Source organism: Paenibacillus wenxiniae (genome assembly GCF_039822605.1).
Lineage (GTDB): Bacteria > Bacillota > Bacilli > Paenibacillales > Paenibacillaceae > Saccharibacillus > Saccharibacillus wenxiniae.
In genome coordinates this window covers 28,216-54,974 of the sequence record NZ_JBCGUH010000015.1, presented here as the reverse complement: position 1 = coordinate 54,974, position 26,759 = coordinate 28,216, and the positions used below count along the sequence as shown (strand labels likewise).

Genomic DNA, 26,759 nt, shown 5'->3' with positions numbered 1-26,759 from the left:
AGAATGATGAATAAACGGTAGTAGTTTAGCGATGCTATACGATATCAGTATCTATACATGTATAGGTAGCGATATATGCGAATGTTAGATATAGATATCCCACTCGCTGTAAGGGTAGAACACTACTATATAGTTCAATAACAGACAAAGACTGGTAACGATGAAAGGTACGGGTGACATAACAATGGTAGGTTCTTCAATAACGGCAGGACGCAGGCGGAAGCCGCCGATGATTCCGCTCACAGGGCCGATTCGTAATGTGTGGGATACGGCGCTAATTATAACAGGAGCATTTGTGATGGCGCTGGCGTTTAATTTATTTTTACTGCCTAATCATATTGCGTCAGGTGGGGTAGCGGGCATTTCAATTATTGCGGCACAGGTACTTGGCATTGAACCGGCGTATACACAGTGGGTGCTTAATATTCCATTGTTTATTGCGGGTTATTTGCTGCTGGGCAGGCAATCAAGTATACGTTCTTTGTTAGGGACGGTTGTATTGCCATTGTTCATTTATGTTACGCGTGATATTCCTGCACCAACGACGAATCCGTTGCTAGGTGCGTTGTATGGTGGTATTGGTGTGGGATTAGGATTAGGCATTGTATTTCGTGGACGCGGTTCGACCGGTGGGATGGCGATTTTGGCGCAGATTATTCATAAGCTGACTGGATTTAGTATGTCGGTTTGTGTGAGTTTGACAGATGGGACGGTTATTTTGCTGGCAGGTATTTTGCTCAAGCCGGAGCAGGCATTGTATGCGTTAATTGGGTTGTTTGTTACAAGTAAAATGATTGATGCGGTTGAGCTTGGATTTAGTAATTCTAAGGTTGCGTATATTATTTCCGAGGAAATTGAACCGATGCGGCTAGCGATTTTAAATGATATGGATCGCGGGTTGACCAAGCTGAATGCGGAAGGTGGTTATACTGGAGACGAGCGCACGGTATTTATGGTTGTCGTTGGACAAAATGAAGCGAGTCGGTTGAAAACGATTGTGCGATCAGTGGACCCCGAAGCTTTTGTCGTGATTAGTAATGCGCATGAAGTGCTGGGAAAAGGGTTTAAATTACCTGGTTGATGGAGCAAGTCTATATTTTGTAAGCTGTATGCTGATGAATATGCACCGTAAGTGGTATGTTTATGAAAATCAAATGGATATAAGCGGCGGTGTAATGACTCTGGCAAAGTAAGCTAAGCTACACCTATGGTAATTTTAATAAGAACCCGATAGTTCCAACAATAAAATCGTAGTTGTACAATGAGCACTGTACTTCGCTATGGAGTGCCTGTATAAATGGACATTAGAACATCCTTTGGACATACTAATGAGCATTTGGGGCAGCCGCAGAAGTACAGTGCTTTTGTTATATATTGCTTCGATATTTTTATGTAGGCTTGACGAATCCAGAAGCGTTAAAATGACAGTGATTGAAACATGCCGACAGTATAATGAATACGCAATTGGATGCAGGACGTAATAATGCTACACCATAAACATACATATACATCGTAAATATATACGTACATCATACGGATAGAGTGAATTACAGACGCAATCGTTGCTCCAGTTGATTCAATGGAACAGAGCCTTGCTCGGAGATAGCATATACCTGTTGGGTATCGTTAGACGATTGCCAATCGTTTGGATTGTTAGCCAGCCATTGCAGTGCAAGCTGGATCGTATGTTGTTGCCGTGATGCTTGTAGTGAATATACACCTGGTTTCACCATCCATCGTTGACCGGAGACAGCGTCGGAATCATCGGGTTCCAGATCCCCACCCGTAGTATCTTCCGCTGCACCGGCAAATAGTGTACCAGAGGAAGCATAGAGTAGACAGCACACTTGCGGTTGCGCTATTTCGGCCATCATCTGCACATCGTATGTACCATCGTCTTGCAGATGTAGCAGGGCAATATGACCGTTATTGATTTCTTCTAGCTCATCTTCTTCAAGTGTCCACCAGTCGGGAGTATCTTCCAATCGGTGGCGAATCGCTTGCAGGTCAAAGATCGCTAAGGCTGCTGTGTCGGTTGTGAATGAAAATGAGACTTGCATGGGATGATCACTCCAGTTTGAATTTGATAGGATGGATAACATGGTCATAAGCGACCGGATAATAGTGTACACGGTCATCCTACTAACGCCAACTCTTTTAGAAGAAAGTTGAATACATGTAGCATAAAATCGGATGAATACTCATTATAGGGAGAGGAACTACCATTTATTTTAACATAACATCGCCCTCTCATTCTATTTGCGCCGAGCCGCATTATAGCTGAGTATGGGACTTCATTGCGCTTAAAAGAATGTTTAGATTCAAGGTTGTATTTATATTACATCGGATGTATAATAATACACAGATTATTCATCGGACAACACTAAGTATCGCAGCAGATCATGATCATCTACTTCGAACAGAAGAGAGTGACATCACCGAAACAGATGCTGTTGCAAAGGTACTGAACAGGAGGAATTGTAAGTGAGTTCACATCAACTAAAAGTTGCTATCGTAGGTTCCACTGGCTACGGCGGGGTGGAACTGATTCGTTTTTTACAGCATCATCCGCATGTAACGATTACATCCGTTATTTCGGCTTCCAGTAGTGGCAAGCCCATTTCGGAACAATTCCCTCATCTGAACGGTATGCTGGATATGGTACTGGATGGTGTCGATCCACAGGAAACAGCAAGCAAAGCGGATTTGGTATTTCTCGCTACGCCGTCTGGCGTCAGCAGCGAACTCGTTCCGCGTTATCTGGAAGCAGGGTTAAAGGTCATTGATCTGTCCGGCGACTACCGACTGAAAGATACGGATGTATATGAAAAATGGTATAAGCATCAGCCTGCGCCAGCGGATGTACTAGCTGAGGCTGTGTACGGATTATGTGAGTTGAAAAATAACGATGTACGCGATGTACGACTGATCTCTAATCCGGGCTGCTATTCGACGGCATCGCTGCTTGGTTTGCTGCCAGCGGTAGAAGCAGGTTGGGTTAACACAGATACGATTATTATCGATGCCAAATCCGGCGTATCCGGTGCAGGTCGTGGCACGAGCCTGACTGCCCATTATGCGGAAATGAATGAAAATTTTAAAGCCTACAAGGTGAATAAGCATCAGCATATTCCCGAAATTGAGCAAGTGCTGGGTGAGGTGGCAGGGAAGCCAGTACAGGTTACGTTTACTACCCATTTGGTACCGATGACTCGCGGAATTATGAGTACGATGTATATGAAAACAAACGGTGGTCACTCTGAGCAGGAATGGATTGATTTATACCGTAATTATTATAAAGAGCGCCCGTTTGTACGTGTGCGTTCAGCCAATCAATGGCCAGCGACTAAAGAAGTAGCAGGCTCGAACTATTGCGATATCGGATTTGCGCTGGATGAGCGCACTGGACGGATGACGGTCATTTCGGTGATCGATAATCTGGTCAAAGGAGCGGCAGGTCAGGCGATCCAAAACTTGAATCTAATGATGGGCTGGGATGAAACGCTCGGTCTGAATATGGTTCCAGTTTATCCGTAAGCAGATCGCTCTATCGAAAAGCTATCCCATGTAAAAGGGATACGTTATTGCAATAGACCTACAAATTATATCCACATCTTATACCCACATCGTTGACCAGGAAGTGAGAGGAGATATCATGTCAGATCAATTGTTCAAACAGGTTCAAGGTGGCTCTGTAACGACACCGTCAGGATTTCAGGCAGCAGGTCTGCATTGCGGACTAAAAAAGACAGAGCGTAACGATCTGGGCGTTATCATATGTGATGTTCCGGCAGCAGCGGCTGCTGTATATACAACAAATCTATTTCAGGCGGCACCGCTACAGGTGACACGGGATAGTCTGTCGAACGGCACATTGCGTGCGGTCGTCGTAAATAGCGGTAATGCGAATGCTTGCACTGGACAGCAGGGTGAACAGGATGCCTATGCGATGCGTGCGGAAACGGCGCGCCAGCTTGGTCTGGATGAACAGGATGTAGCGGTTGCTTCAACGGGTGTGATCGGTGAACTGTTGAAAATGGATCGTGTCCTCTCTGGAATTGAACGTCTGCCAGCGACACTAGGCTATGAGCCGGATCATGCGGAAGCATTTTGCCAGTCGATTTTGACAACGGATCTGGTGAAAAAGGAAATCTGCTTACAGGTGGAAGTGAATGGGATTGATGTGCATATCGCAGGTGCAGCCAAAGGCTCGGGTATGATTCATCCGAATATGGCGACGATGCTGGCCTTTATGACGACCGATGCGGTAATTCCAGCAGACGCTTTGCAAGGACTGCTGCGCGATACGACGGATCGTACATTTAATATGATTACGGTAGATGGGGATACAAGCACAAACGATATGCTTGTCGTTATGGCGAGTGGACATGCAGGCAATTTGGAGCTGACACCTGAGCATGAGGACTGGGAAGCTTTTGCAGCAGCATTCCGCCATGTGTGTGAGCATCTGGCACAGGCGATTGCGCGCGATGGAGAAGGAGCAACAAAGCTAGTTGAGGTGCAAGTGACCGGAGCGGTTAGCGATCTGTCTGCACGTGCGATTGCGAAGACGGTCATTGGCTCCAGTCTGGTGAAATCGGCGATGTTTGGTGCCGATGCAAACTGGGGACGCGTCATTGCCGCAGTCGGACGTGCAGGTGAACCGGTTGATGTGAATACGGTTGATATCCGTTTGGGCGATATTGTGGTGTTGACTGCATCGCGCCCCGTACCTTTTGACGAAGAAGTCGCATTGGAATATTTGAAAGGTGATACGGTGCGAATTACGGTAGATTTGCATTATGGGGAAGGTCAGGCGATCGCATGGGGTTGTGACCTGACATATGATTATGTGCGTATTAATGCTGCTTACCGTACATAGTAGAGCGGTGAGATGGATGTAGGGCTGGGATACAGCGAGCTTGCTGTAGATTCGCTGGAAGGATGTTAGCACGCGATATAGGATATTTTGCTGGAATTATTTTTTATTTGATATCGTGTTAGGAGAGCGCTAACGCTGGAAGGAAAGATATTTTGCTTTGCAAAAATCGCTTTTTATTGGACACCGCGTTAGGAGAGCGCTAACGCTAGAAGCAGAAAGATATTTTGCTATCGCAAAAATCGCTTTTTTATTGGACACCGCGTTAGGAGAGCGCTAACGCTGGAAGTAGAAAGATATTTTGCTATCGCAAAAATCGCTTTTTTATTGGACACCGCGTTAGAAGATCGCTAACGCTAGAAGCAGAAAGATATTTTGCTATCGCCAAAATCACTTTTTTATTTCACCTCGCGTTAGGAGAGAACTAACGCTGGAAACGGAGGGAAAGCGATGACTGGACAAACGGGACAGACTTTTGTCATGAAATGTGGAGGCAGTACGCTGGCTGCATTGCCGGATTCGTTTTTTGCGGATTTGCAGCAGATTCAGGAATCCGGTGTACAGCCCGTGATTGTACATGGAGGCGGGCCAGCGATTTCGGATAATCTGGCGAAGCTGGGAATTGAGACGGAATTTGTGGGTGGTTTACGCAAAACGACCGAAGAAGTGCTGGATGTGGTGGAGATGGTGCTTTCGGGCAGCATCAACAAGCAGATCGTCCGACGAATACAGGGCAGCCGGGCAAAAGCGATCGGCATCTCTGGTGTCGACGGCGGTCTGATCCAGGCCAAACCGGTTGCCAATTCCGCAGAAGTTGGACTGGTCGGGGATGTTACGTATGTAGAAGCTACGATTGTTCGAGCGATTACGAATCTGGGCTATATGCCAGTCATCGCACCTGTCGGGGTGGATGCTACAGGGCAAAGGTACAATATTAATGCAGATACAGCAGCCGGCGCGGTTGCTTCGCATCTGGGTGTACCACGTATGATCGTCGTTACCGATGTGCCCGGTATTATGAGAACGGTCGATGGAGAGAAGGTTGTATTGCCACAGGTGACGATCGAAGATACACAGCATATGATCGAAACGGGCGAGATTTATGGAGGGATGATCCCGAAGGTGAAGGCAGCTGTTGCCTGCATCCAGGGCGATGTGCAGGAAGTGATTATTGTTGATGGAAGTGAACCGGGCATCCTCAGTCGTGTACTGAATGGAGATGCGGTTGGAACACGTATTGTACGCCAGACGGTGCTGTAGTAGCATCGTATCGATAAATAGAGTGAACATACTGTAGTCATAATGGATGAACGTATGCCGTTTCAAGAGCCAGTTTAGCCCAATATTAACGATTCGAGGAGCGTGACCAGCATGACCAATCCGATAAGCAATCAGCCGTCAGCAACGAATGAAAGTGCATTATTCCCTTCCTATGCACGTTATCCGCTTGCATTTGTAAAAGGAAAAGGAAGTTATCTGTGGGATGCCGAAGGGAAGCAATACCTTGATTTCATGTGCGGCCTGGCCGTTACCAATCTGGGACATGCTCCGGAGACGGTAACTGCGAAGCTGAAAGAGCAACTGGATCAGCTATGGCATACGTCCAATCTGTTCCAAATTCCGAATCAGGAAAAAGCAGCGCAACTGCTAACATCGCTCACATCCGGCGATGCGGTATTTTTCTGTAATAGTGGAGCGGAAGCGAATGAGGCAGCGATCAAGCTGGCGCGTAAATATCAGCAGAAGATCAAAGGCGAAGAGCGCTATGAGATTGTTACATTTACCCAGTCGTTTCACGGACGTACACTGGCTACACTGACAGCGACAGGACAGGATAAAGTGAAAGAAGGCTTCCATCCACTGCCTGCTGGCTTTATTACGGTGCCATTAAATGATCTGGATGCACTGCAACAGGTAATTGGACCGCATACCGCAGCGATTATGCTGGAAATGATCCAGGCTGAGGGCGGCGTCTATCCGGCAGAGGTTGCTTATGTACAGGCGGTAGCCGAGCTATGTAAACAAAATGGCATATTGCTTATCATTGATGAAATTCAAACCGGTATGGGACGTACAGGCAAACTGCTCGCTTCTGAACATTACGGCATTGAGCCGGATATTTTCACACTGGCAAAAGGGCTGGCTAGCGGTTTCCCGGTTGGCGCGATGGTTGGTAAAGCGTATTTAAAAGAAGCGTTTACCGCAGGCAGCCACGGTTCTACGTTTGGCGGTACACCACTTGCAACGGCAGCAGTGATTGCAACACTGGAAACATTGCAAGAGCAGAACGTCGTTCAGCATGCGGCAGAGATGGGTGACTATCTGATGCATCAACTGGAAGACAAACTCGGTGACCATCCATTTGTGACAGAGATTCGTGGGAAAGGTTTGATGATCGGGATCGAATGTACAGCACCGATTAATGAACTGATCCTGGCCGGACAGAAAAAAGGACTGCTATTCGTGAGTGCAGGACCGAATGTGATTCGTCTGCTGCCGAACCTGCTCATTACTAAAGATGAGATCGATCAAGCGATATCGATTTTGAGTGAACTCATTCAGGAGCATGCACCTGTCGTAGGTACAGCTGGAGCAAACGGCAACTGAACATTGGAGCACGCTGTAACGATATAGCCTATTCATGACGTAGCACATTCATATTGTTGCGATTGCATGAACGACTTGCTATGAAGTGATCGTATAAAGTAATCGCACCCTAACTGATCATGATGGGATAACGTAAGCCGAACGAACACAAGCAATCATGCGGAAGTCCTTTACGGGATTCCAGACTGAATATAGCATAAAAGTAGCGATCCACAAGGAGGAATACCATTGGCAGATACAGCACAGACAGGCAAGCTGGAACTGAGCCATTTTAAAGGCAAAGATTTTATTGAACTGAATGATTTTACAGCGGAGGAGATTGAGTTTCTGATCGAGTTCGCGATTGAGCTGAAACGTAAGCAGAAGGCAGGCGAAGCGTATCGTCCGCTGGAAGGCAAAACGGTAGGATTGATTTTTGAAAAGTCGTCCACACGGACGCGTGTGTCGTTTGAAGTAGGTACGTATCAGCTCGGCGGACATGCTCTGTTCCTGAGCAAAAACGATATCCAGATGGGCCGCGGTGAAACGATTGCCGATACGGCGCAGGTTATGTCGCGTTATCTGGATGGCATTATGATCCGTACATTTGGACATGAAAATGTAACCGAGCTGGCGAAATATGCTGATATTCCGGTCATCAACGGATTGAGCGATCTGGGTCACCCCTGCCAGGTGCTGGCGGATTTCCAAACGATCGTGGAGCATAAGGGCAAGCTGAAAGGCTTGAAGCTTGCTTATGTCGGTGACGGTAACAATATGGCGCACTCGCTGATGATCGGTGGTGCACGTGTTGGACTGGATGTGTACGTAGCGAGTCCAGAAGGGTATGAGCCAGATCCTGAGGTGTTAAAGCAATGTCAGGAGCTGGCGGCAGAGAGCGGTGCGACGATCAAAGTCGTACGTGATCCGCAGGAAGCGGTGGCGAACGCCGATGTGATCTATACCGACGTCTGGGCAAGCATGGGCTTTGAAGAAGAACAGAAAGTACGTGAGCAGGCATTTGCCGATTATCAGGTGAACGAGCAGCTGGTCAGCCATGCGAAGTCGGATTATATTTTCCTGCATTGTCTGCCTGCACACCGCGGCGAAGAAGTAAGCGCAGGTGTGATCGATGGTGGTAATAGCGTTATTTTCGATGAAGCCGAAAATCGCCTGCATGCACAAAAAGCGATTATGGCGGCATTGATCGGCTAAATAAAGCGGGATAATCATATTGAGGTTCAGAGCGGCTTTATAATGGAAATAGAAAATAATAGAGTGCGTTCAAACGATAGTTGAAGCAAACTATGGTTACAACTATGCTCGGCTTGCAGGATACGGCTAGAAGGTGACTATGCTGCGTTTGCGGAATACGTCCAGAAGGCGAACGTACTCGGCTTACGGGATACGGCTAGAAAACGACTGTATTCCATTTGCAGGATACGGCCGGAAGACGACCATACTCGGCTTACGATATACAGCTAGAAGACGAACGTGTCGCCTGTCGGGCGGCTGGATCGTGTATAATGACTACATCAGACCAAAACCTTTTGACCGTATGCGGATGAAGCCAGCCTGGAATACTGCATTCCGGCTTCATCGCTCGGTGTCAAAAGGTTTTATATTGGAGGGCATATTAGCAATGGCAAAAGACAAAATCGTTCTAGCATACTCCGGTGGACTGGATACGTCCATCATTCTGAAATGGCTCAAAGAAACATACGACGCAGAAATTATTACATTTACAGCAGACATCGGACAGGCGGATGAGCTGGATGGTCTGGAGGAAAAAGCACTCGCTACAGGCGCATCCAAAGTATACATCGATGATCTGCGTGCTGAATTTGCAGAGGATTTCATTTACCCGATGTTCCAGGCTGGCGCATTGTATGAAGGACAGTATCTGCTCGGTACGAGTATTGCACGTCCACTGATCGCAAAACGTATGGTCGAGATTGCTCGCGCAGAAGGCGCGATTGCCATTGCTCACGGTGCAACAGGTAAAGGAAATGACCAGGTTCGTTTTGAGCTGAATGCAGCTGCACTGGCACCGGAAATTAAAGTGATTGCCCCGTGGCGTTTGGAGCAATTCCGCGCGGACTTCCCAGGTCGTGCCGAAATGATCGCTTATGCAGAGTCTCATGATATTCCGGTAACAGCGTCGGCGGCGAAGCCGTATTCGACTGACCGTAACCTGCTGCATATTAGCTATGAGAGCGGCGTGCTGGAAGATCCGAATTTTGATGCAAGCGCAGAGGACAACAAAGACATGTTCCTGCTGAGCGTATCGCCAGAGGATGCACCGGATCAGCCAGAAATGCTCGAACTGGAGTTTGAAAAAGGAAACTGTGTGGCATTGAATGGGCAATCACTGACGCCGCTGGAAGCGATGGAGAAACTGAACGAGCTAGGTGGCAAGCATGGTATCGGTCGTGTGGACATGGTGGAAAACCGCTTTGTCGGTATGAAGAGCCGCGGCGTGTATGAGACACCGGGCGGAACGATTCTGTTCACCGCACACCGCAAAATGGAATCCCTCACGATGGATCGTGAAGTCATGAGCCTGCGCGACTCGCTCATTACACGTTATGCGAATCTCGTATACAACGGTTTCTGGTTTGCGCCGGAACGTCTTGCGCTGCAAGCACTCGTAACCGAAAGTCAGAAAAACGTAACCGGTACGGTTCGCGTGAAGCTGTACAAAGGTAATGTGATCGCAGCTGGTTTGAGCAGCCCATACAGCCTGTACAATCCGGATATCGCTACAATGGAAGCTGATCCAACGAATGCTTACGATCAAGGCGATGCAGCCGGCTTTATCCAGTTGAACGCACTGCGCTTGAAAGTGAACGCAGGTGTACAGCAAGCAGCAAGCCAAGCGAAGCAAGGAGTGTGACCGGCAACATGAGCAAACTTTGGGGCGGACGGTTTACCAAACAAACAAATCATCTGGTCGAGGAATATACCGCCTCGATCCATTTCGATAAAGCGCTGGCAGAGGAAGATATTCAAGGCAGTCTGGCGCATGTGACGATGCTGGGCAAATGTGGCATCGTACCGACAGAAGATGTAGAGACGATCAAAGCAGGTCTGAACAAGGTGCTGGACAAAATCCGTGCCGGTCAGGTGGAATTCTCTGTATCCGACGAAGACATTCATATGAATATTGAAAAGCATCTGATCGAAGAAGTTGGTCCAGTCGGTGGTAAGCTGCACACCGGACGTAGCCGTAACGATCAGGTGGCTACTGATATGCACCTATACTTACGCAATCGTGCGGTAGAGCTGGTTGGTCTGCTGCATGCATTGCAACAATCGCTGATCAATCAGGCGAAAAATAATCTGGATACGATCATCCCAGGCTATACGCATTTACAGCGTGCCCAGCCGATTCTATTCGCCCATCATTTGATGGCGTATGTATCGATGTTCGAACGTGATATCGATCGCCTGAAAGATAGCTACAAGCGTATCAATGTACTGCCGCTTGGTGCAGGCGCACTGGCAGGAACAACATTTCCGATTGATCGCCATTTTGTAGCAGAACAGCTTGGCTTTGATGGTGTGTATGAAAATAGTCTGGATGCTGTCAGTGATCGCGACTTTATCGTCGAATTCCTTGCTGGCGCATCGCTGATCATGACGCATCTGTCCCGTCTGAGCGAAGAACTGGTACTGTGGAGCAGCACTGAGTTTAATTTTATCGAGCTGGACGATGCGTTCTGCACAGGCAGCAGCATTATGCCGCAAAAGAAAAATCCAGACGTAGCTGAGCTTGTACGTGGTAAAACAGGTCGCGTCTACGGCAATCTCATCGGTCTGCTGACCGTACTCAAGTCGCTGCCACTGGCGTACAACAAAGACATGCAGGAAGACAAAGAAGGCATGTTCGATACGGTAGCTACGCTGGAAGGCGCACTACAACTGTTTGCACCGATGATCGCCACGATGAAAGTCAATACCGGACGTATGCGCGAAGCCGTAAACAAAGACTTCTCCAACGCCACCGATATCGCTGATTTCCTCGTCGGAAAAGGACTGCCTTTCCGCCAGGCACACGAAGTGATCGGCAAAACCGTACTTTACTGCATTCAAGAGGGTAAATACCTGCTCGACCTGAGCCTGGACGAGTTCCAACAGTTCTCCCCATTGTTCGATGATACGATCTACCATGTGCTGCAACCGGAAACGGTCGTAAACGCACGTAACGTTTACGGCGGTACGGCAACCGTGCAGGTCGAACAAGCGATCGAACGTGCAGGTAGTAAACTGCAACATACGACAAACTGGTTAGAGCAACACGCTTAAGTTAAGTATAGATAAATAAATGATAAGTGGAGTGTAGACGAATAAATAAGAATGAGGCGGAGTTGCTTTCACAAGTTTTGCTTTTACAAGGGATAGTAACCCATTCTTTGTAATAAATGACGGAACTCGAAGGCAATAAAATGCGTAATACGTTCCGTATAATGAGTTCATATGTGGACTAGAGGCTTTTTACAACAGTGCTATACGTATTCCATATGTTAATGCGCGAATAGTGGATTACAGTCTATCATCGTGCACAGTCTCTATCGTTGATAGGTATAAACTCATCTGTAATAACTTCACCACGATTACACTTACCGATTAATGCATCCCAACCAACTATCCTATAGCTAACAAGCTCATGCCATACTCCTCTTTATGACGAGTGTGGCATGAGCTTTTTGCTATGCTTATATATGTTCAGAATGGTGTAATATTTTGCCGGTAGGTTTAAAAATTTGATTAGCAGGTTTGTTTGCTGTGGAATGATGTTATTGTTTGTTCGATACTGCGTAATAGCAAAAGTTCATGGTGTAGCCAGAGATGATACAAGCTGTTTGGAGTCTACGTACTGCTGAACATGATACATGTTGTTATTGGTTTAAACTATGTAAGAGCACTAAACCTAACTACTCTGCCCCTCATCTCAGCCAATTACCTCACCATCGCTACCAATTCCCCCCTTGCGTAATATTTGAAAACGGATACAATTAAACTAGAAAATGTTAACGTTAACAAAATAACCACTAGCCCAAATGCGAAAGGATGAAGAGGTATGACCCTTACGTTTCTGAATGAGAATTTTTTGCTGAATAGTGAGACAGCGATTCGCTTGTATCATGAAACCGCCAAGGATATGCCGATTATTGACTATCATTGTCACCTTAGTCCGCAGGAGATTCGCGATAACAAAACGTTTAAAAACATTACCGAAGCCTGGCTCTATGGCGATCACTACAAATGGAGAGTGATGCGCGCGAACGGTGTAGCAGAACGATACATTACAGGTGATGCAGACGATTACGAAAAATTCCTTGCCTGGGCACGTACGGTGCCACAGTTGATCGGTAATCCGCTTTATCACTGGACACATCTGGAGCTACAACGCTTTTTTGGCGTACACGAGTTGCTAAGCGAACAAACGGCCCCTGCGATCTGGGAAAAGGTGAACAAGCAGCTGCAAGGTGAAGGTTTTGGCGCGCGTGATCTAATTACCAGATCGAAAGTTACCGTAGTGTGCACAACCGATGATCCGATAGACTCGCTTGAACATCATATGGCGATTCGAGAGCTGCATGATACTCATTTCCCAACACTCGTACTGCCAAGCTTTCGCCCGGACAAAGCGCTGGAAATTAACCGTGATACGTTCCGTCCGTGGCTGGATAAGCTGAGCGAAGTGCATGGAAGTGATATCAGTAGCTATGATGAATTTTTGCAAGCATTGGAGCAGCGTGTGCGCTTTTTCCATGAAGCAGGTGGACGCGTATCTGACCATGCACTGGATGTGCTTGTATATGCAGATACGACGCATGAGGAAGCAAGTCGTATTTTTGCCAAAGCATTACAGGAAGGCAGCGTAACAGCGGAGGAAGAAACAAAGCATAAATCGTATACGCTCGTATTTTTAGCAGGGCTATATCGTGAACTGGATTGGGCGATGCAGCTTCATATCCATGCACTACGTAACAACAATACGCCAATGTTCCGCCATCTTGGACCGGATACCGGCTATGATGCGGTAAATGATGGTGCAATCGCTGCTCCGTTAAGAGGGCTATTGGACGCGATAGAAACCGCAGGCGGTTTGCCAAAAACGATTCTCTACTCGCTCAATCCGAATGACTACCAGGTGCTTGCCAGTGTAGCCGGCAGCTTTCAGGGGGGCGGCATTGCTGGGAAAATCCAGTTCGGTACAGCATGGTGGTTTAATGATCATCTGGACGGCATGATGGAGCAGATGCGTACGCTGGCAAACTATGGCGTGCTGGCACGTTTTGTCGGTATGCTGACCGATTCGCGCAGCTTTTTATCGTATACACGGCATGAGTATTTCCGTCGTCTGCTATGCGATCTGCTCGGCAGCTGGGTCGAACGAGGAGAAGCGCCGGATGATCATAAATTGCTCAGTGATATGGTAGCGAATATTTGTTATCACAATGCGGAGCAGTATTTTGGTTTCCCGATCGTTGTACCGGTATCGTGAACGATCGATGTTGAAGTGAGCGATCGACTTTGCACGACTAGACGATGATCTGATGATCTAACGTCGATCGATTCGATTTGTTATTGTATACAGAGTCTTCCTGTTGCTGTGCAATGTACAGAAACGGCAGGGAAGACTCTTTTGCATGTGAATTGTGTTTGCGTTATATACGATTAGATTATTTTGATAATGAGGTGTAGGTGTAGGTGTAGGTGTAGGTGTAGGTGTAGGTGTAGGTGTAGGTGTAGGTGTAGGTGTAGGTGTAGGTGTAGATTTAGATTTAGATGGTACACGTGTGTGCCAATTTGGTTAATGATCTTCTTGCTGTTGAGAGGAATGCTTTTTCATTTGAATATTTTTCATTTGAATATATTCGTATTGATCCTAAATTTCATAATGTCCTATCGTCATCATGCGCTATCACGGGGCAGAAATAATATGGTATGGTTAGCTGTAGATTAGCAGGTTAACGATATGGAGGTGAACATAGTGTCCATCAAAGGCATTAATCATTTGCTATTTTCCGTATCGGATTTGGAGCAGTCGATTACATTTTACGAGCAGGTGCTGGATGCCAAATTGCTCGTCAAAGGAAGAACGACCGCTTATTTCGATGTGAATGGAATCTGGCTCGCTCTTAATTTGGAGCCGCATATCCCGCGAACAGAAATCCAGCATTCGTATACGCATCTTGCTTTTTCGGTAGACGAAGCGGATCTGAATCCGTTATATGATAAATTAATTCGTTTGCATGTGAATATACTATCGGGGCGTCCGCGAGATGAACGAGATCAACGCTCGATCTATTTTACAGACCCGGATGGTCATAAATTTGAATTTCATACAGGTACTTTGCAGGATCGACTTGCTTATTATAAGCAGGAAAAAACACATATGGAGTTTTTCGATTAAGTATACGATGAAGTACAAGTTGGCTTCCATTACACGTGAACATAAAAGGAAGGTATGCATATGGCATCTACGATTAAAGATATCGCCAGGCTGGCTAATGTGTCTCATACGACCGTATCCAGAGCACTTAACAATAGCCCATTAATTAAAGAAGTGACCAAACGCAAAATTATTGAAATTGCGCGTCAGTTAAATTATACGCCCAACTATAATGCGAAAAGTCTAGTGTTGCAGCGTTCGCATACGATAGGGCTATTTTTCACCAGTTTGTCGTATGGAACGAGCAGTAGCTTTTTTGCAGATACGATTCGGGGGGTGAACTCCGTGATCGGGATTGAGTATAATTTGTTCGTCCGTGGAATTGATGATTATGCGGATTACAGTACGATTCATCCGAAGCGATTTGATGGCATTATTTTGATGAGTCAGAGTGATGATGATCATACGTTTATTGAGCATGTGATCAGTCAGCAAATTCCGCTAGTGGTGCTAAACCGTTTGATTCCGGATGGTAGCTTTGTGAATATTGTATCTAATGACCGTGAAGGTGCACAGCGTGCAGGCGAGTATCTGATTGAGCAGGGACACCGCCGTATTGCACTGATCGAAGGGATGAAAGGCTTCAAATCGGCGGAGCAGCGTCGCCTCGGTTTTCTGGATGCGCTCAAAACAGCAGCGATTACGATTCCAGAGCAGTATATAGTGCCTGGTCTGTATAGCACCGAAAGTGGTTATGCGGCGATGCAATCGTTGCTCAAGTTGGAATCACCGCCTACAGCGGTCTTTTGCTCGAATGATGATATGGCAATTGGGGCGATGAATGCCGCTTTTGAAATGGGGCTGAAAGTGCCGGATGATCTGTCGATCGTCGGATTTGATGATATTAACTTTTCCATGTACACCAATCCAGCGTTAACTACGGTCAAACGTCCGATTGAGCAAATTAGCGCGCATGGTGCGGCCAAAATTTTGGAGCGGATTAGCGAGCAAAGTGCAGGAAAAGAGTTGATTTTCCTCGGTACAGAGCTAGTTGAGCGCCGTTCGGTGGCACAGCATTCGGAGTGAAATTGTCATTTGTGTCAGATGTAGTTGGCATATGGCAGGACGTGTACACAAACTGTTTTTGTTAGAGCAGATATTATTTCAGCAAGGACTACGAGACAGGCTCTGGTCTTGCACAGGAGTCTACGAATTAAATCATTGTAGATTCCCGTGCTGTTTATACGTATACAAGGTTACATAGACTAGTGTCTGCATGGATGGGCATGATCTAACTATCGTCTGTACGGATGCGCATGATCTAATGGGCTAATACGGATGATCTAACTATCCTCTGTGCTGACTATGATGCGCTACTTTATCACGATATAATAAATAGCTTTCATCACCTCCCTAATTCCTTCATTGGAGTTAGGGATTTTGGTATGAATGTATAGTTAATCATAAGCGACATCATTTTACCTAACCTATTAACCGCATGAAATATGAAATTTGATAGTATTCAGCAAAGATGAGTTTATGGCAGGATTTCCTATCGTCAAAAAGATTTCGAAATTCCACAATGACCAGTGGGTCATTGATATGATAATGTGTTAATAATAACGTATGACGCATTATGCGGAGCATGAATTTGGAGCAGGGAGTGACGAGGATGAATCAAATAGCGGCAAACGCTGGCAGAAAACATACAACAGGCTGGATTATAGCCGGGCTATTGCTGGGGATATTTATCGCTTCGATCGATAATACGATTGTAGCGACATCGATCGCAACGATTGTTGGCGATCTGGGCGGTTTTGATCAGTTTGTGTGGGTAACGTCCGCCTATCTGGTCGCTTCATTAGCAGGAACACCGATCTTCGGTAAACTGTCAGATATGTATGGACGGAAACGTTTCTTTATATTCGGTCTGGTCATGTTTATGCTCGGTTCGATTTTATGTGGTACGGCACAGTCGATTGTACAGTTAAGTCTGTATCGTGCCATTCAAGGAATTGGTGGCGGTGCGCTGGTACCGATTGCGTTTACGATCGTATTCGATTCGTTTCCACCGGAAAAGCGCGGTAAAATGACCGGACTGCTTGGCGCTGTATTTGGCATGTCCAGTTTGTTTGGACCGCTGCTTGGTGCTTATATTACGGAATATGCTAGCTGGCGCTGGGTGTTTTACATTAATGTGCCACTGGGCATTTTGTCACTGCTGCTTATCGCGATCTTTTATCGGGAATCATTGGAACGTTCACGGCAGCGGATTGACTGGACAGGTGCGACGCTGCTTGTCGGTGCGGTTGTGTCGTTGATGTTCGCGTTAGAGCTAGGCGGTGGCACGTATGCGTGGAGTTCCCCGTTCATATTAGGGTTGCTGGCGTGTTTTGTAGTCATGTCGATTGGGTTCGTATTTGCCGAGCGAAAAGCGGCAGAGCCAATTGTGTCGTTTCCGATGTTCCGGCAGCGCTTGTTTGCAGGTAGCGTAGCTGCTGGATTTTTCTATGGGGCTGCGTTTATTACCGTCACGCTGTATATCCCGATTTATGTGCAGGGCGTCACGGGTGGTACAGCAGTCAATTCGGGTCTAACGCTGATGCCGATGACGATTGGTTCGGTTATCGCAGCGATGGTCGGCGGTATGCTTGTTAATAAAATGACGTTCCGCCGGATTATGATGTTCTCTGCCATCGTATTTATGATCGGTATGGTGCTGCTAAGCCAGCTCCAAGCAGACACACCAGGCTGGCTGCTGGTGCTTGATCTGATCATTACCGGCTTCGGGATCGGTTTTTCTTTCTCAGTGCTGGGGATTAGCGGTATTCAAGAGTTTGATATTCGTCAGCGTGGAGCGGCAAATTCGACACTATCTTTTGTACGTTCACTGGGGATGTCGGTTGGGGTTACTATTTTCGGCCTTATTCAGCGTAGCTTGATGAATGGGCAATTACAGCAACAGCTCGGAGGAGGTTCCCTACCAGCAGGTATGGATTTGTCACAGGTCGATCCGCGTGCATTGTTATCACAGCAGATGCAGTCGCAAATTCCAGCAGGTGTGCTGGATATGATTCGGCAAGCATTAACTCATTCGGTAGCGGGAACGTTTGGCTGGGCGATTGTGCCTGCGGCGTGCGCGCTCGTCGCCGTTTCACTTATGGGAAGTGCACGAGCGGTGACAGGCTCTCGTGAAAGCAATAAACGAGCGGCTAAAGAACAGATATCTTCATAAGTTGTATCCATACGTGATCCGCTAATGATCCGCCAATGAGCCGCACTAGGACAGCAACGATCGATTTCATGACAAAAATGAAATCGGTCGTTTTTTGATTTGGCGGATATTTTCACGTTATTATAGTACCCAGCAGGTAACGAATTTGTTACAATAGAGATTGTGGAATTGTGTCATGCCTGCTGAAATGGGGCTATACATAGGCCAGCTACAACGCCTGATCGCCTGGCCTTGCACATTGGCCCTGAACCTGTAATTAGGAAGTGATGAATTGATCGAGATGCAGGATGTATGGAAAACGTATGCGAATGGCGCACATGCGCTACAAGGCGTTTCCGTCAAAATCGACCGTAATGAATTTGTATATGTAGTTGGTCCCTCTGGAGCAGGGAAATCGACATTTATGAAGCTGATGTATCGGGAAGAGAAGCCGACCAAAGGCCAGATTTCGGTCAATGGATTTAACCTCGGCAAGCTTAAGCAGCGTAAGATTCCTTTGCTGCGTCGTAACATCGGTGTTGTGTTTCAGGATTTCCGCCTGTTGCCCAAGCTGACTGCTTATGAAAATATCGCTTTTGCTATGGAAGTTATTGAAGCGCCGCGCAAGCAGATAAAGAAGCGGGTCATGGAAGTGTTGGAACTCGTAGGTTTGCAAAGTAAAGCCAACCGCTATCCAGATCATCTGTCCGGTGGTGAGCAGCAGCGGATTGCTATTGCGCGTGCGATTGTGAACAATCCGTCTGTAATTATTGCCGATGAACCGACAGGAAACCTGGACCCAGAGACATCGTATGGCATTATGCAATTGCTGGACGAGATCAATTTCCGCGGTACGACGATCATTATGGCAACCCATAATAAAGATATCGTAAACTCGATGCGTCGTCGCGTGCTTGCGATCGAGAATGGACAAATTGTCCGAGATCAGATTAGAGGGGAGTACGGTTATGAATTTTAGTACCTTCTTGCGACACTTGCGGGAAGGTTTTCGAAGCGTATTCCGCAACGGATGGATGTCAGTCGCATCCGTCACTTCCATTATTGTGTCTTTGTTAATTTTGGGTGTATTTATTTTACTCGTCTATAATGTAAACCAGTTGACCGATAAGGCAGACAGCCAGGTTGAAATCAATGTATTTTTGGAGCTGAATGTAAGCCAGTCGCTGCGTGAGCAGCTGCAAAGCGAAATCAGCAAAATGCCGGAGGTTAGCAACATCACCTTTATTCCCAAAAATGAAGGTTTGAAAGAACTGCGTCAAAACCTCGGTGAAGGCGGCGAAAACTTCCTTGAAGGATACGCCGAAAATAATAACCCGTTACCGGATGCACTGCGCGTACAAGTCGTTGAAGCGAGCACCGTCCCATTCGTAGCGCAGAAGATCGAAGCGCTCAACAATGAACATGTAGAGAAACCGATTTTGAAAGTACGCTATGGTGGAGAAACGATTGAAACGCTGTTCAAGGTGACGGATTTGATCCGTAATATCGGTCTGGTGCTGGTCGCTGCGCTCGCACTGATGGCGATGTTCCTGATCGCCAATACGATTCGAGTGACGATTCTGGCACGTCGTCGTGAGATTAGCATTATGAAGCTGGTCGGGGCAACAAATCAGTTTATTCGCTGGCCATTCTTTATTGAAGGTGCGCTACTGGGCGGAATCGGAGCATTGGTTACGATTGCGATTCTGTTTATCGGATATCAGCAGCTCGTTCATGCAGCACAGTCTTCGCTGAGTCTCGGAACGCTCATTACGCTGGTGCCATTACAAAAAATATGGCTCTGGCTCGGCGGATTGCTGCTCATTCTAGGCGTGCTAATTGGCATTTGGGGAAGTACGGTATCGATTCGTCGCTTCCTGAAAGTGTAATGTTGAAAAATAGTCCTAATTTTTACCAAAAGGGACTGTAGACCTATAATAGATCCTTCACAGTTGCCGATATATGAAAATGACGTAATTGCTGAGCGCCGGAAACGACTATTTAAAATAACCTACTGGATATAAAGGATGGGAATAAAAGTTGAAAAAAGCCGCATCAATTATGGCCGCTATCGTATTGGCCGCTGCATTACTTCCGCCTGCACAGGCATCCGCAGCCAAATCATCGAGTGATATTCAGCAGGAACTGAAAGCTGTAGAGAAACAGGCACGAGAAGCGAAACAGCAACAGAAAGCGGCGGAAGCACAGCGCGAGAAGTCGTCAGCACTGCGCAAAGCTGCCAAGCATGATCTGGGTATTGTGCTAAACGCCATCAACGAAGTAAACAGTCAGATTGCGCGCGTGTCCAACGACATCACGAAAACGGAAACGGGTCTGAGACAGGCGAAACAGGATTTGACTGAAGCTCAAGAGCGGATCAAAGCAAGAGAAGGCATGATTGATACAAGAGTGCGCATGATGTACACCGACGGTATGGTTTCTTACCTTGATGTGTTAATGTCTGCGAACAGCTTTTCCGACTTTGTAGAGCGTGCGGATTCCCTGCGTATGATCGTAGATCAGGACCAGGACATTCTGGCACAGCATGAAAAAGATAAACAATTCGTCATCGTGACGCAAAATAAATTAAAAGCCAACTATGCGCTCGCCAAAGGCTTGTATGCTGAAAAAGCGAAGCGTAAAGGCGAACTGAATGCAAAAGAAAACGAAAAGCAACGCCTGATCGCTAAATACGATCTGCAAATTCAAAATGCCGAAGATACAACAGCAGAGCAAGAGCAAGCGCTGTGGGATCTGGCAGACAAACGCGCTTCATTGTATCGCGAAAAGACAGCGGTTGAAGCACAGGAACGTGCAGCAGCTGAAGCGCGTGCGGCAGCGGAAGCAGCAGCGCGTAGCGCAGCTAACGGTGGCGGCGGTTCCTCCTCCGGTGGCGGAGGCGGCGGTGGTGGTTATCAGGGCAGCGGAAATGGTATGCTGAGTGTACCTGTATCTGGCGCACGATTATCGTCACCATTTGGCTATCGTACAAATCCGGTAACCGGTATTTATAAGCTGCATGCTGGTGTTGACTTTGCCGCTCCGCAGGGAACGGATATTACAGCAGCAGATGGCGGTACGGTCGTTGTTGCTGGTGCGATGAGCGGCTACGGCAATGCGGTCATCATCGATCATGGTAATGGCATCCAGACGCTGTATGGTCATATTCGCAATGGCGGTGTGATGGTACAGGTTGGACAGAGCGTCAGCCGTGGACAGAAGATTGCTGAGGTAGGTTCGACAGGCAACTCGACAGGCCCTCACTGTCACTTTGAAGTACGTGTAAATGGATCGCCTGTTGATCCAATGGGATATCTGTAATACGATTGCGATTCCGGCTGTTCATCTTCCTCCCCTTTACGGTGGCTGGAGTATGGGCAAGCCGGTTTTAGCTTAGAAAGGCGGTCTTACATGATGAGAAAACGCACGGTAGCTCTGCTTGTAGTTGCCATGATGGTACTCAGTAGCGTGCTGACGCTGGCTGTAGTGAATTTGCCATCCTTTGTGCAGAGAGCCTCGATGGGTCAGGGCGTACTGGGCGCACTCAGCGGTGGTGGTCTGAACGATCAGGAGAAGAGCAAGCTGAGCACAGTCGCCAGCTTGATTGAGAGCAATTATTATCAAAATGTGGACGAAAGCAAGCTGGTAGATGGAGCCATCAATGGGATGATGGAAGCGCTGGGTGATCCGTATTCCAGCTATATGGATACCGATACCGCCAGCCAGTTTAGCGAGTCCATCGCCGGTTCGTTTACCGGTATTGGTGCTGAAGTGTCGCAGGATAATGGTAATGTCGTGATCGTAGCGCCGATCAAAGGCTCACCGGCAGAAAAGGCAGGTTTGCGTGCGAAGGATATTATCGTGTCCGTCAATGGCGAGAAGTTGTCCGGCAGCGATCTGAATGCCGCTGTTGCCAAAATTCGCGGTAAAAAAGGCTCGGTAGCCGAGCTGGAAGTTCAGCGTGCAGGCAGCAAGGAAACGATGACATTCAAAATTACACGGGATGATATCGCTATGGAAACCGTTTATGCACGAATGACAGGCGATAAGATCGGCGTGATTGAGATTACACAATTCTCGCTTAATACGGCTGAACGCTTCAAGCAAGAGCTGACCAAGCTACAAGCGCAGGGCATGAAAGGACTCGTCATCGACGTGCGTAACAATCCAGGCGGCGTGCTATCGGTTGTTGAAGATATGGCGTCTCAATTGATTGCGAAAGGCAAGCCGATTGTACAGATCGAAGATCGCAACGGACAACGCCAGGTGGCTAATTCCAGCGGGCAGAGTGTAAACTATCCGATTGCGGTTGTGACCAATGGTGGTAGTGCCAGTGCATCCGAGATTTTGGCTGGCGCACTCAAACAGTCTGCCGGTGCGACCTTATACGGTGAAACGACCTATGGTAAAGGAACCGTACAGACGAGCATGGACAATCTGTTCAATGATGGCAGCCTGATCAAAATTACAATCGCCAAATGGCTCACACCAAACGGTGACTGGATTCACAAAAAAGGCATCAAGCCGGATGTTGCCGTATCGCCGCCAGATTACTATACGGTAACACCGATCAATACCGATACGGTGCTTGAGTACAATATGAACAATGACAATGTGAAAAATGCGCAGATTATGCTGGCAGGTTTGAACTACAAAGTCGATCGCAAAGACGGTTACTTTGACCGTAGCACCGAGACGGAAGTGCGCGCATTCCAGGGGGATCAGAAGCTAACGCAAACTGGTAAAATCGATGCCAAAACAGCCGCAGCACTGGAAGCAGCACTGATCAAGCATATTCAAGATCCACAATATGATGTTCAGTTGAATAAAGCGATCGCAGGTGTAGAAAAGCAGGTTGACGCAGCGAAGTAAGCGCAACTTTTTAGACGATTTCACGTTAATACAAATGATTCCAAAGAAGGCTGCGAACAGCCTTCTTTTTTTGGATACATTTCGATACAATAGAATGGATTGAATATTCATGCCGATGACATCACACGATAACTATCGATGATTGCAATGGAAAGATAAAGGGGGAGTGAGCCGTAGTGGAGATACTGAGCAAGACGCTGCATATTGTACTGGAAATCATAGTATCGCTGCTTACGCAACCGTTCTATTATATATTTTTACTGGCTGTGCTGCTGCATTATCGGCGGCAGGGATTGTTAGAAAGGCGATTGTTTAATATCCGTGTTCATATTTATGCTGGACGGGTACTGCGAACGGTAGGTGCAGGCTTACTAGTAGGCGCGCTGGCATCACTGGTGATGACGGGCGTAGGTATACATACACAGCCTCAGCTAGTATGGATCATTGGTGGATTGATCGTGATCTTATCGCTGTTCCGCTTACGTCTTGCGCATCTGATCGATGCGCTTGCCTTGCTTAGCCTCGTGTATATGATCCTCTGGTTTGTACCCGATGGACAGTTCACAGGATGGCTGAGACCAATAGTCGATGCAATACGTGATACCGATTGGATGGGACTATTCGCTCTGGCTGTCCTGCTACATGTCGCTGAAGCGGTACTGTTCCGTTTACAGGCGCCAGGACTATCTTCACCTGTGGCGATTGAAGGGAAGCGGGGCAAGCCGGTAGGTGCGTATACGCTGGACGCGTTCTGGCCGATTCCCGTCTGGTTACTCGTGCCAGCAGTTGGCGGCTGGATGTTGCCGTGGCAGCCGTTGCATCATAGTGACGTATGGAGTGCAGGCGTAACGCTCGCGGTGCTGCCGGTTATGATCGGTACAAGCGTGTTAACACAGAGCGAACTGCCACAGGTGAAAGCACGCATCATTTCCAAACAGCTCTGGCAGAGCAGTCTCGTACTGATCGTGCTAGCTGTTGCAGCCTACTGGTGGCAGCCGCTCGCATTGCTCGGAATCTGGATTGGTGTGATCTGGCGCGAATATATCGTGCATGCTAGCCGCCGCCAGGAAGCAGAGCAGATGCCCATGTATACTCATTCATTGCGTGGCTTGCGCATTCTGGCAGTCATTCCGGGTAGTCCGGCAGATGAGCTAGGTATCAAATCAGCGGAAACGATGTATAAGGCAAACGGCATTCAGGTACACAGTCCACAATCGCTGCATAAGGCGTTACGGATGAATCCGGCTTTTTGCAAATTGGAAGTGCTTAACCGAGACGGTGAGAGCAAGTTTTTACAACGGGCGATCTATGCTGGCGAGCATCATCAGCTGGGAATGATCTTTGTACCGGAAGATGACGCAGTCGTAACGAAGGAGGCGCATCGTTTACATGCGTTCCATTTGCTTCGTAAGCCCGCTGTCAGTAAAGGCATAGCACGTAGCCCTATGACAGTCTCAGCACCAGCAGTTGAAGAGATTGAACACACCGCTCCTACGCCTGCTGTAGTGGATTCTAACTTCATCAATAGACGCTCACGTACTCGTAAAGGCAGCAGCAAGCAAAGCGGCTACAAGCCATCAGGTGACGTTATAGAGAGCAATGAAGTGAATACACCCGTATCATTAACGAAAGGCCGAACAACATCTAATATACATGCCGATCCTGCGCCAAATGTAGATATTTCTGTGCCTGTAGTTGAAACGGACTCAGCACCATCCGTATCAACGCCAGCATCGGCTGCTGATGGAACGACTGGATTACCGAAACGAAGTCGTAAAACCGATCATCGATAAAACATAAAAAGGGAAGGCACTCGATAACGAATGCCTTCCCTTCTAGTGTTAGTGATTTTCTAACACGGGGTTCAATAAAAAAGTGATTTTTACGAAGCAAAATATCTTTCCAGTTCCAGTGTTAGTGGTTTTCTAACACGAGGTCCAATGAAAAAGTGATTTTTGCAAAGCAAAATATCTTTCCAGTTCCAGTGTTAGCGACTTTCTAACACGAGGTTCAATGAAAAAGTGATTTTTGCAAAGCAAAACATGTTCCAAATTCCAGTGTTAGCTTTTATACATCATTAACAATCTATTCTTGCAACTGACGCAATACAATAATTTCAACTCGTCGGTTTTTTTGACGACCCGAAGGATTGGAATTATCCGCGGTTGGGCGTGTTGCCCCATAACCTGCATATTGGAATTTCGCTTGATTCAGCTTTTTCACATCGATAAAATAACGCAACACAGATAGTGCACGTGCACCGGACAGCTCCCAATTGTCTTTATAACGGGAAGCATGCACAATCGGCAAATTATCCGTATGTCCTTCAATACTGATTGTCGTGTTGATCGATTGGAATAGACTTGCCAGTCTGGCCAGTGTTCCAAGTGAACCGGACTTCAAATCTGCCCTTCCTTCGTCAAACAAAAACTGATCGCTGAGCGTGATGGAGATCCCTTGCGGCTTATCAACAACAGACACTTGCCCTTGTAAATTGTTCGTTTGTACATAATTTTGGATCACTTGCATCAGATTAGCTAGCTCGCGCTCCTGTTCACGAAAAGCTTGCTCGCGATTCGTTAGTGTTTCCTGACCGGAGCTATTTTGCTGCCCTTCGGGAGTCTGCCCATTTTGCCCTTCCTGATTCCCTTTACCGCCATCATTCACGCTTTGTCCTGCTGTACCGGTTACCCCTTTGCCTCCATCGAGAATGGAATTTTGACTTTGAAATGTAAGCTGTAGCGATTCGGTCAGCACTTTATACTTGTCCGAGTCGATCTGGCTGACCGAATACATGACGATAAAGAAGATGAGCAGCAATGTAATCAGATCGGCGTAAGTAATCAACCAACGATCTTTATGATCGTGTCCGGTTTGCTTGGATTGGCGGCGAGAATAACGTCCCATCGTTATTCCTCCTTCATGGATGCCGGGCCATTATCATACCCGTTATCTTGTCCGGTCACAAACGTTTCTAGCTTACGACGAACGAGTTGCGGATTTTCACCGTTTTGAATGGATAGTATGCCTTCCACCAGCATTTCCATCGTTTGAATTTCCAGTTCGGCACGCGCACGGATTTTGGAAGCAAGGGGCAGGAAGATCAGGTTGGCACTCGCTACCCCGTAAAGTGTCGCAGTGAAAGCAACCGCAATCGAAGCGCCCAGCCCTGTCGGTTCATTTAGACTGCTCAATACTTGAATCAGACCCATAACGGTACCGATAATACCCATCGTCGGTGCATATCCACCGGCAGAGTCAAAGATTTTGGCGTATTGCTCGTACTCTTGTTCGGTTTTGCCCATTTCTAACTCCAAAATTTGACGGATAATATCGCGATCTGTGCCGTCGACGACTTGCTGTAACCCTTCACGCAGAAAAGCATTATCATGCGATACAGCTTGTGGCTCCAAAGCGAGTACACCAGCGCGGCGTGCATGCATCGACATATTGACCACATCTTCAATCAATTGCTCGTTATCCGTGCGAGCTGGAATGAATACCGTCGCAACCGCCTGCGGTAATTTTTTTAGACGAGATGCCGGAAAACTAATGACGACAGCTGCGGCTGTACCACCAAACACGATTAAAGCGGCAGCACCTTGAAGTAAGCCTCCAGCGTCGCCGCCTTCCCATAAAAACCCCCCGATCAATGCAGCAATACCTGCAATAATTCCAATAATAGTTGTCAAATCCATGTATCCATCTCCTGTTCTGCATGCGGGAAGCGAAGTCTGTACTGGAACATTGATACTGATGAAATTGCAGCGCTATACATGCTGCCTCATCCATCTGATTCATAT

General features: G+C 47.2%; 20 protein-coding genes. 17 read left to right on the top strand and 3 right to left on the bottom strand.

The window, feature by feature from the left end; translation table 11 throughout:
* Positions 1–184: 184 nt before the first annotated feature.
* Complete coding sequence (locus AAHF22_RS19745) at positions 185–1,081, top strand: YitT family protein (RefSeq protein ID WP_347326736.1); 897 nt, start codon at positions 185–187, stop codon at positions 1,079–1,081.
* Between the two features lie 466 nt (positions 1,082–1,547).
* On the opposite strand, the gene AAHF22_RS19740 is transcribed toward AAHF22_RS19745, so the two are convergent.
* Positions 1,548–2,060, bottom strand: a complete 513-nt coding sequence (locus AAHF22_RS19740) for a DUF6386 family protein (RefSeq protein ID WP_347326735.1) — start codon at positions 2,058–2,060, stop codon at positions 1,548–1,550.
* A gap of 424 nt (positions 2,061–2,484) precedes the next feature.
* Between AAHF22_RS19740 and argC the strand changes: the two genes are divergently transcribed.
* The 16 genes from argC (at position 2,485) to AAHF22_RS19660 (ending at position 24,749) form a co-directional block, all read left to right on the top strand.
* The gene (gene argC / locus AAHF22_RS19735) at positions 2,485–3,537 is read left to right on the top strand and encodes an N-acetyl-gamma-glutamyl-phosphate reductase (RefSeq protein ID WP_347326734.1); all 1,053 of its coding nucleotides are present in this window, start codon (positions 2,485–2,487) and stop codon (positions 3,535–3,537) included.
* A 118-nt stretch (positions 3,538–3,655) separates the two neighbouring features.
* Positions 3,656–4,882, top strand: coding sequence for a bifunctional glutamate N-acetyltransferase/amino-acid acetyltransferase ArgJ (gene argJ / locus AAHF22_RS19730; RefSeq protein ID WP_347326733.1), 1,227 nt, complete (start codon positions 3,656–3,658; stop codon positions 4,880–4,882).
* A gap of 447 nt (positions 4,883–5,329) precedes the next feature.
* On the top strand, positions 5,330–6,139 hold the full coding sequence (argB, locus tag AAHF22_RS19725; protein ID WP_347326732.1) for an acetylglutamate kinase: 810 nt from the start codon (positions 5,330–5,332) through the stop codon (positions 6,137–6,139).
* A gap of 111 nt (positions 6,140–6,250) precedes the next feature.
* Entirely contained in the window at positions 6,251–7,486 is a 1,236-nt protein-coding gene (gene argD / locus AAHF22_RS19720) for an acetylornithine transaminase (RefSeq protein WP_347326731.1), read from the top strand.
* 228 nt (positions 7,487–7,714) lie between these two features.
* A complete protein-coding gene (gene argF / locus AAHF22_RS19715) occupies positions 7,715–8,680 on the top strand; it encodes an ornithine carbamoyltransferase (protein ID WP_347326730.1) in 966 nt (321 codons plus the stop codon).
* 427 nt (positions 8,681–9,107) lie between these two features.
* Entirely contained in the window at positions 9,108–10,361 is a 1,254-nt protein-coding gene (locus AAHF22_RS19710) for an argininosuccinate synthase (protein WP_347326729.1), read from the top strand.
* A gap of 8 nt (positions 10,362–10,369) precedes the next feature.
* Entirely contained in the window at positions 10,370–11,773 is a 1,404-nt protein-coding gene (gene argH, locus AAHF22_RS19705) for an argininosuccinate lyase (protein ID WP_347326728.1), read from the top strand.
* A gap of 775 nt (positions 11,774–12,548) precedes the next feature.
* On the top strand, positions 12,549–13,979 hold the full coding sequence (gene uxaC, locus AAHF22_RS19700; RefSeq protein ID WP_347326727.1) for a glucuronate isomerase: 1,431 nt from the start codon (positions 12,549–12,551) through the stop codon (positions 13,977–13,979).
* Between the two features lie 474 nt (positions 13,980–14,453).
* Positions 14,454–14,891, top strand: coding sequence for a FosM family fosfomycin resistance protein (gene fosM, locus AAHF22_RS19695; RefSeq protein WP_371834090.1), 438 nt, complete (start codon positions 14,454–14,456; stop codon positions 14,889–14,891).
* 60 nt (positions 14,892–14,951) lie between these two features.
* Positions 14,952–15,956: a LacI family DNA-binding transcriptional regulator gene (locus AAHF22_RS19690; RefSeq protein WP_347326725.1), complete on the top strand. Its 1,005-nt coding sequence runs from the start codon at positions 14,952–14,954 to the stop codon at positions 15,954–15,956.
* Between the two features lie 586 nt (positions 15,957–16,542).
* Positions 16,543–18,105, top strand: a complete 1,563-nt coding sequence (locus AAHF22_RS19685) for an MDR family MFS transporter (protein ID WP_347326724.1) — start codon at positions 16,543–16,545, stop codon at positions 18,103–18,105.
* 271 nt (positions 18,106–18,376) lie between these two features.
* Positions 18,377–19,063 (top strand): cell division ATP-binding protein FtsE, encoded by a 687-nt coding sequence (ftsE, locus tag AAHF22_RS19680; RefSeq protein WP_347326723.1) that lies wholly within the window; start codon positions 18,377–18,379, stop codon positions 19,061–19,063.
* Positions 19,053–19,973 carry a permease-like cell division protein FtsX gene (gene ftsX / locus AAHF22_RS19675; protein ID WP_347326722.1) on the top strand — a complete coding sequence of 307 codons (921 nt, stop codon included), beginning with the start codon at positions 19,053–19,055 and terminating at the stop codon, positions 19,971–19,973. Before ftsE ends, ftsX begins: the two co-directional genes overlap by 11 nt.
* 151 nt (positions 19,974–20,124) lie before the next feature.
* The gene (locus AAHF22_RS19670) at positions 20,125–21,405 is read left to right on the top strand and encodes a murein hydrolase activator EnvC family protein (RefSeq protein WP_347326721.1); all 1,281 of its coding nucleotides are present in this window, start codon (positions 20,125–20,127) and stop codon (positions 21,403–21,405) included.
* A gap of 90 nt (positions 21,406–21,495) precedes the next feature.
* Entirely contained in the window at positions 21,496–22,956 is a 1,461-nt protein-coding gene (locus AAHF22_RS19665) for a S41 family peptidase (RefSeq protein WP_347326720.1), read from the top strand.
* 176 nt (positions 22,957–23,132) lie between these two features.
* A complete protein-coding gene (locus AAHF22_RS19660) occupies positions 23,133–24,749 on the top strand; it encodes a serine protease family protein (protein WP_347326719.1) in 1,617 nt (538 codons plus the stop codon).
* A 292-nt stretch (positions 24,750–25,041) separates the two neighbouring features.
* Here AAHF22_RS19660 and AAHF22_RS19655 read toward each other — a convergent pair whose 3' ends face one another.
* Both AAHF22_RS19655 and AAHF22_RS19650 read right to left on the bottom strand, forming a co-directional pair.
* The gene (locus AAHF22_RS19655) at positions 25,042–25,863 is read right to left on the bottom strand and encodes a flagellar motor protein MotB (protein WP_347326718.1); all 822 of its coding nucleotides are present in this window, start codon (positions 25,861–25,863) and stop codon (positions 25,042–25,044) included.
* A 2-nt stretch (positions 25,864–25,865) separates the two neighbouring features.
* The gene (locus AAHF22_RS19650; RefSeq protein ID WP_347326717.1) at positions 25,866–26,654 is read right to left on the bottom strand and encodes a flagellar motor protein; all 789 of its coding nucleotides are present in this window, start codon (positions 26,652–26,654) and stop codon (positions 25,866–25,868) included.
* Positions 26,655–26,759: the final 105 nt, after the last annotated feature.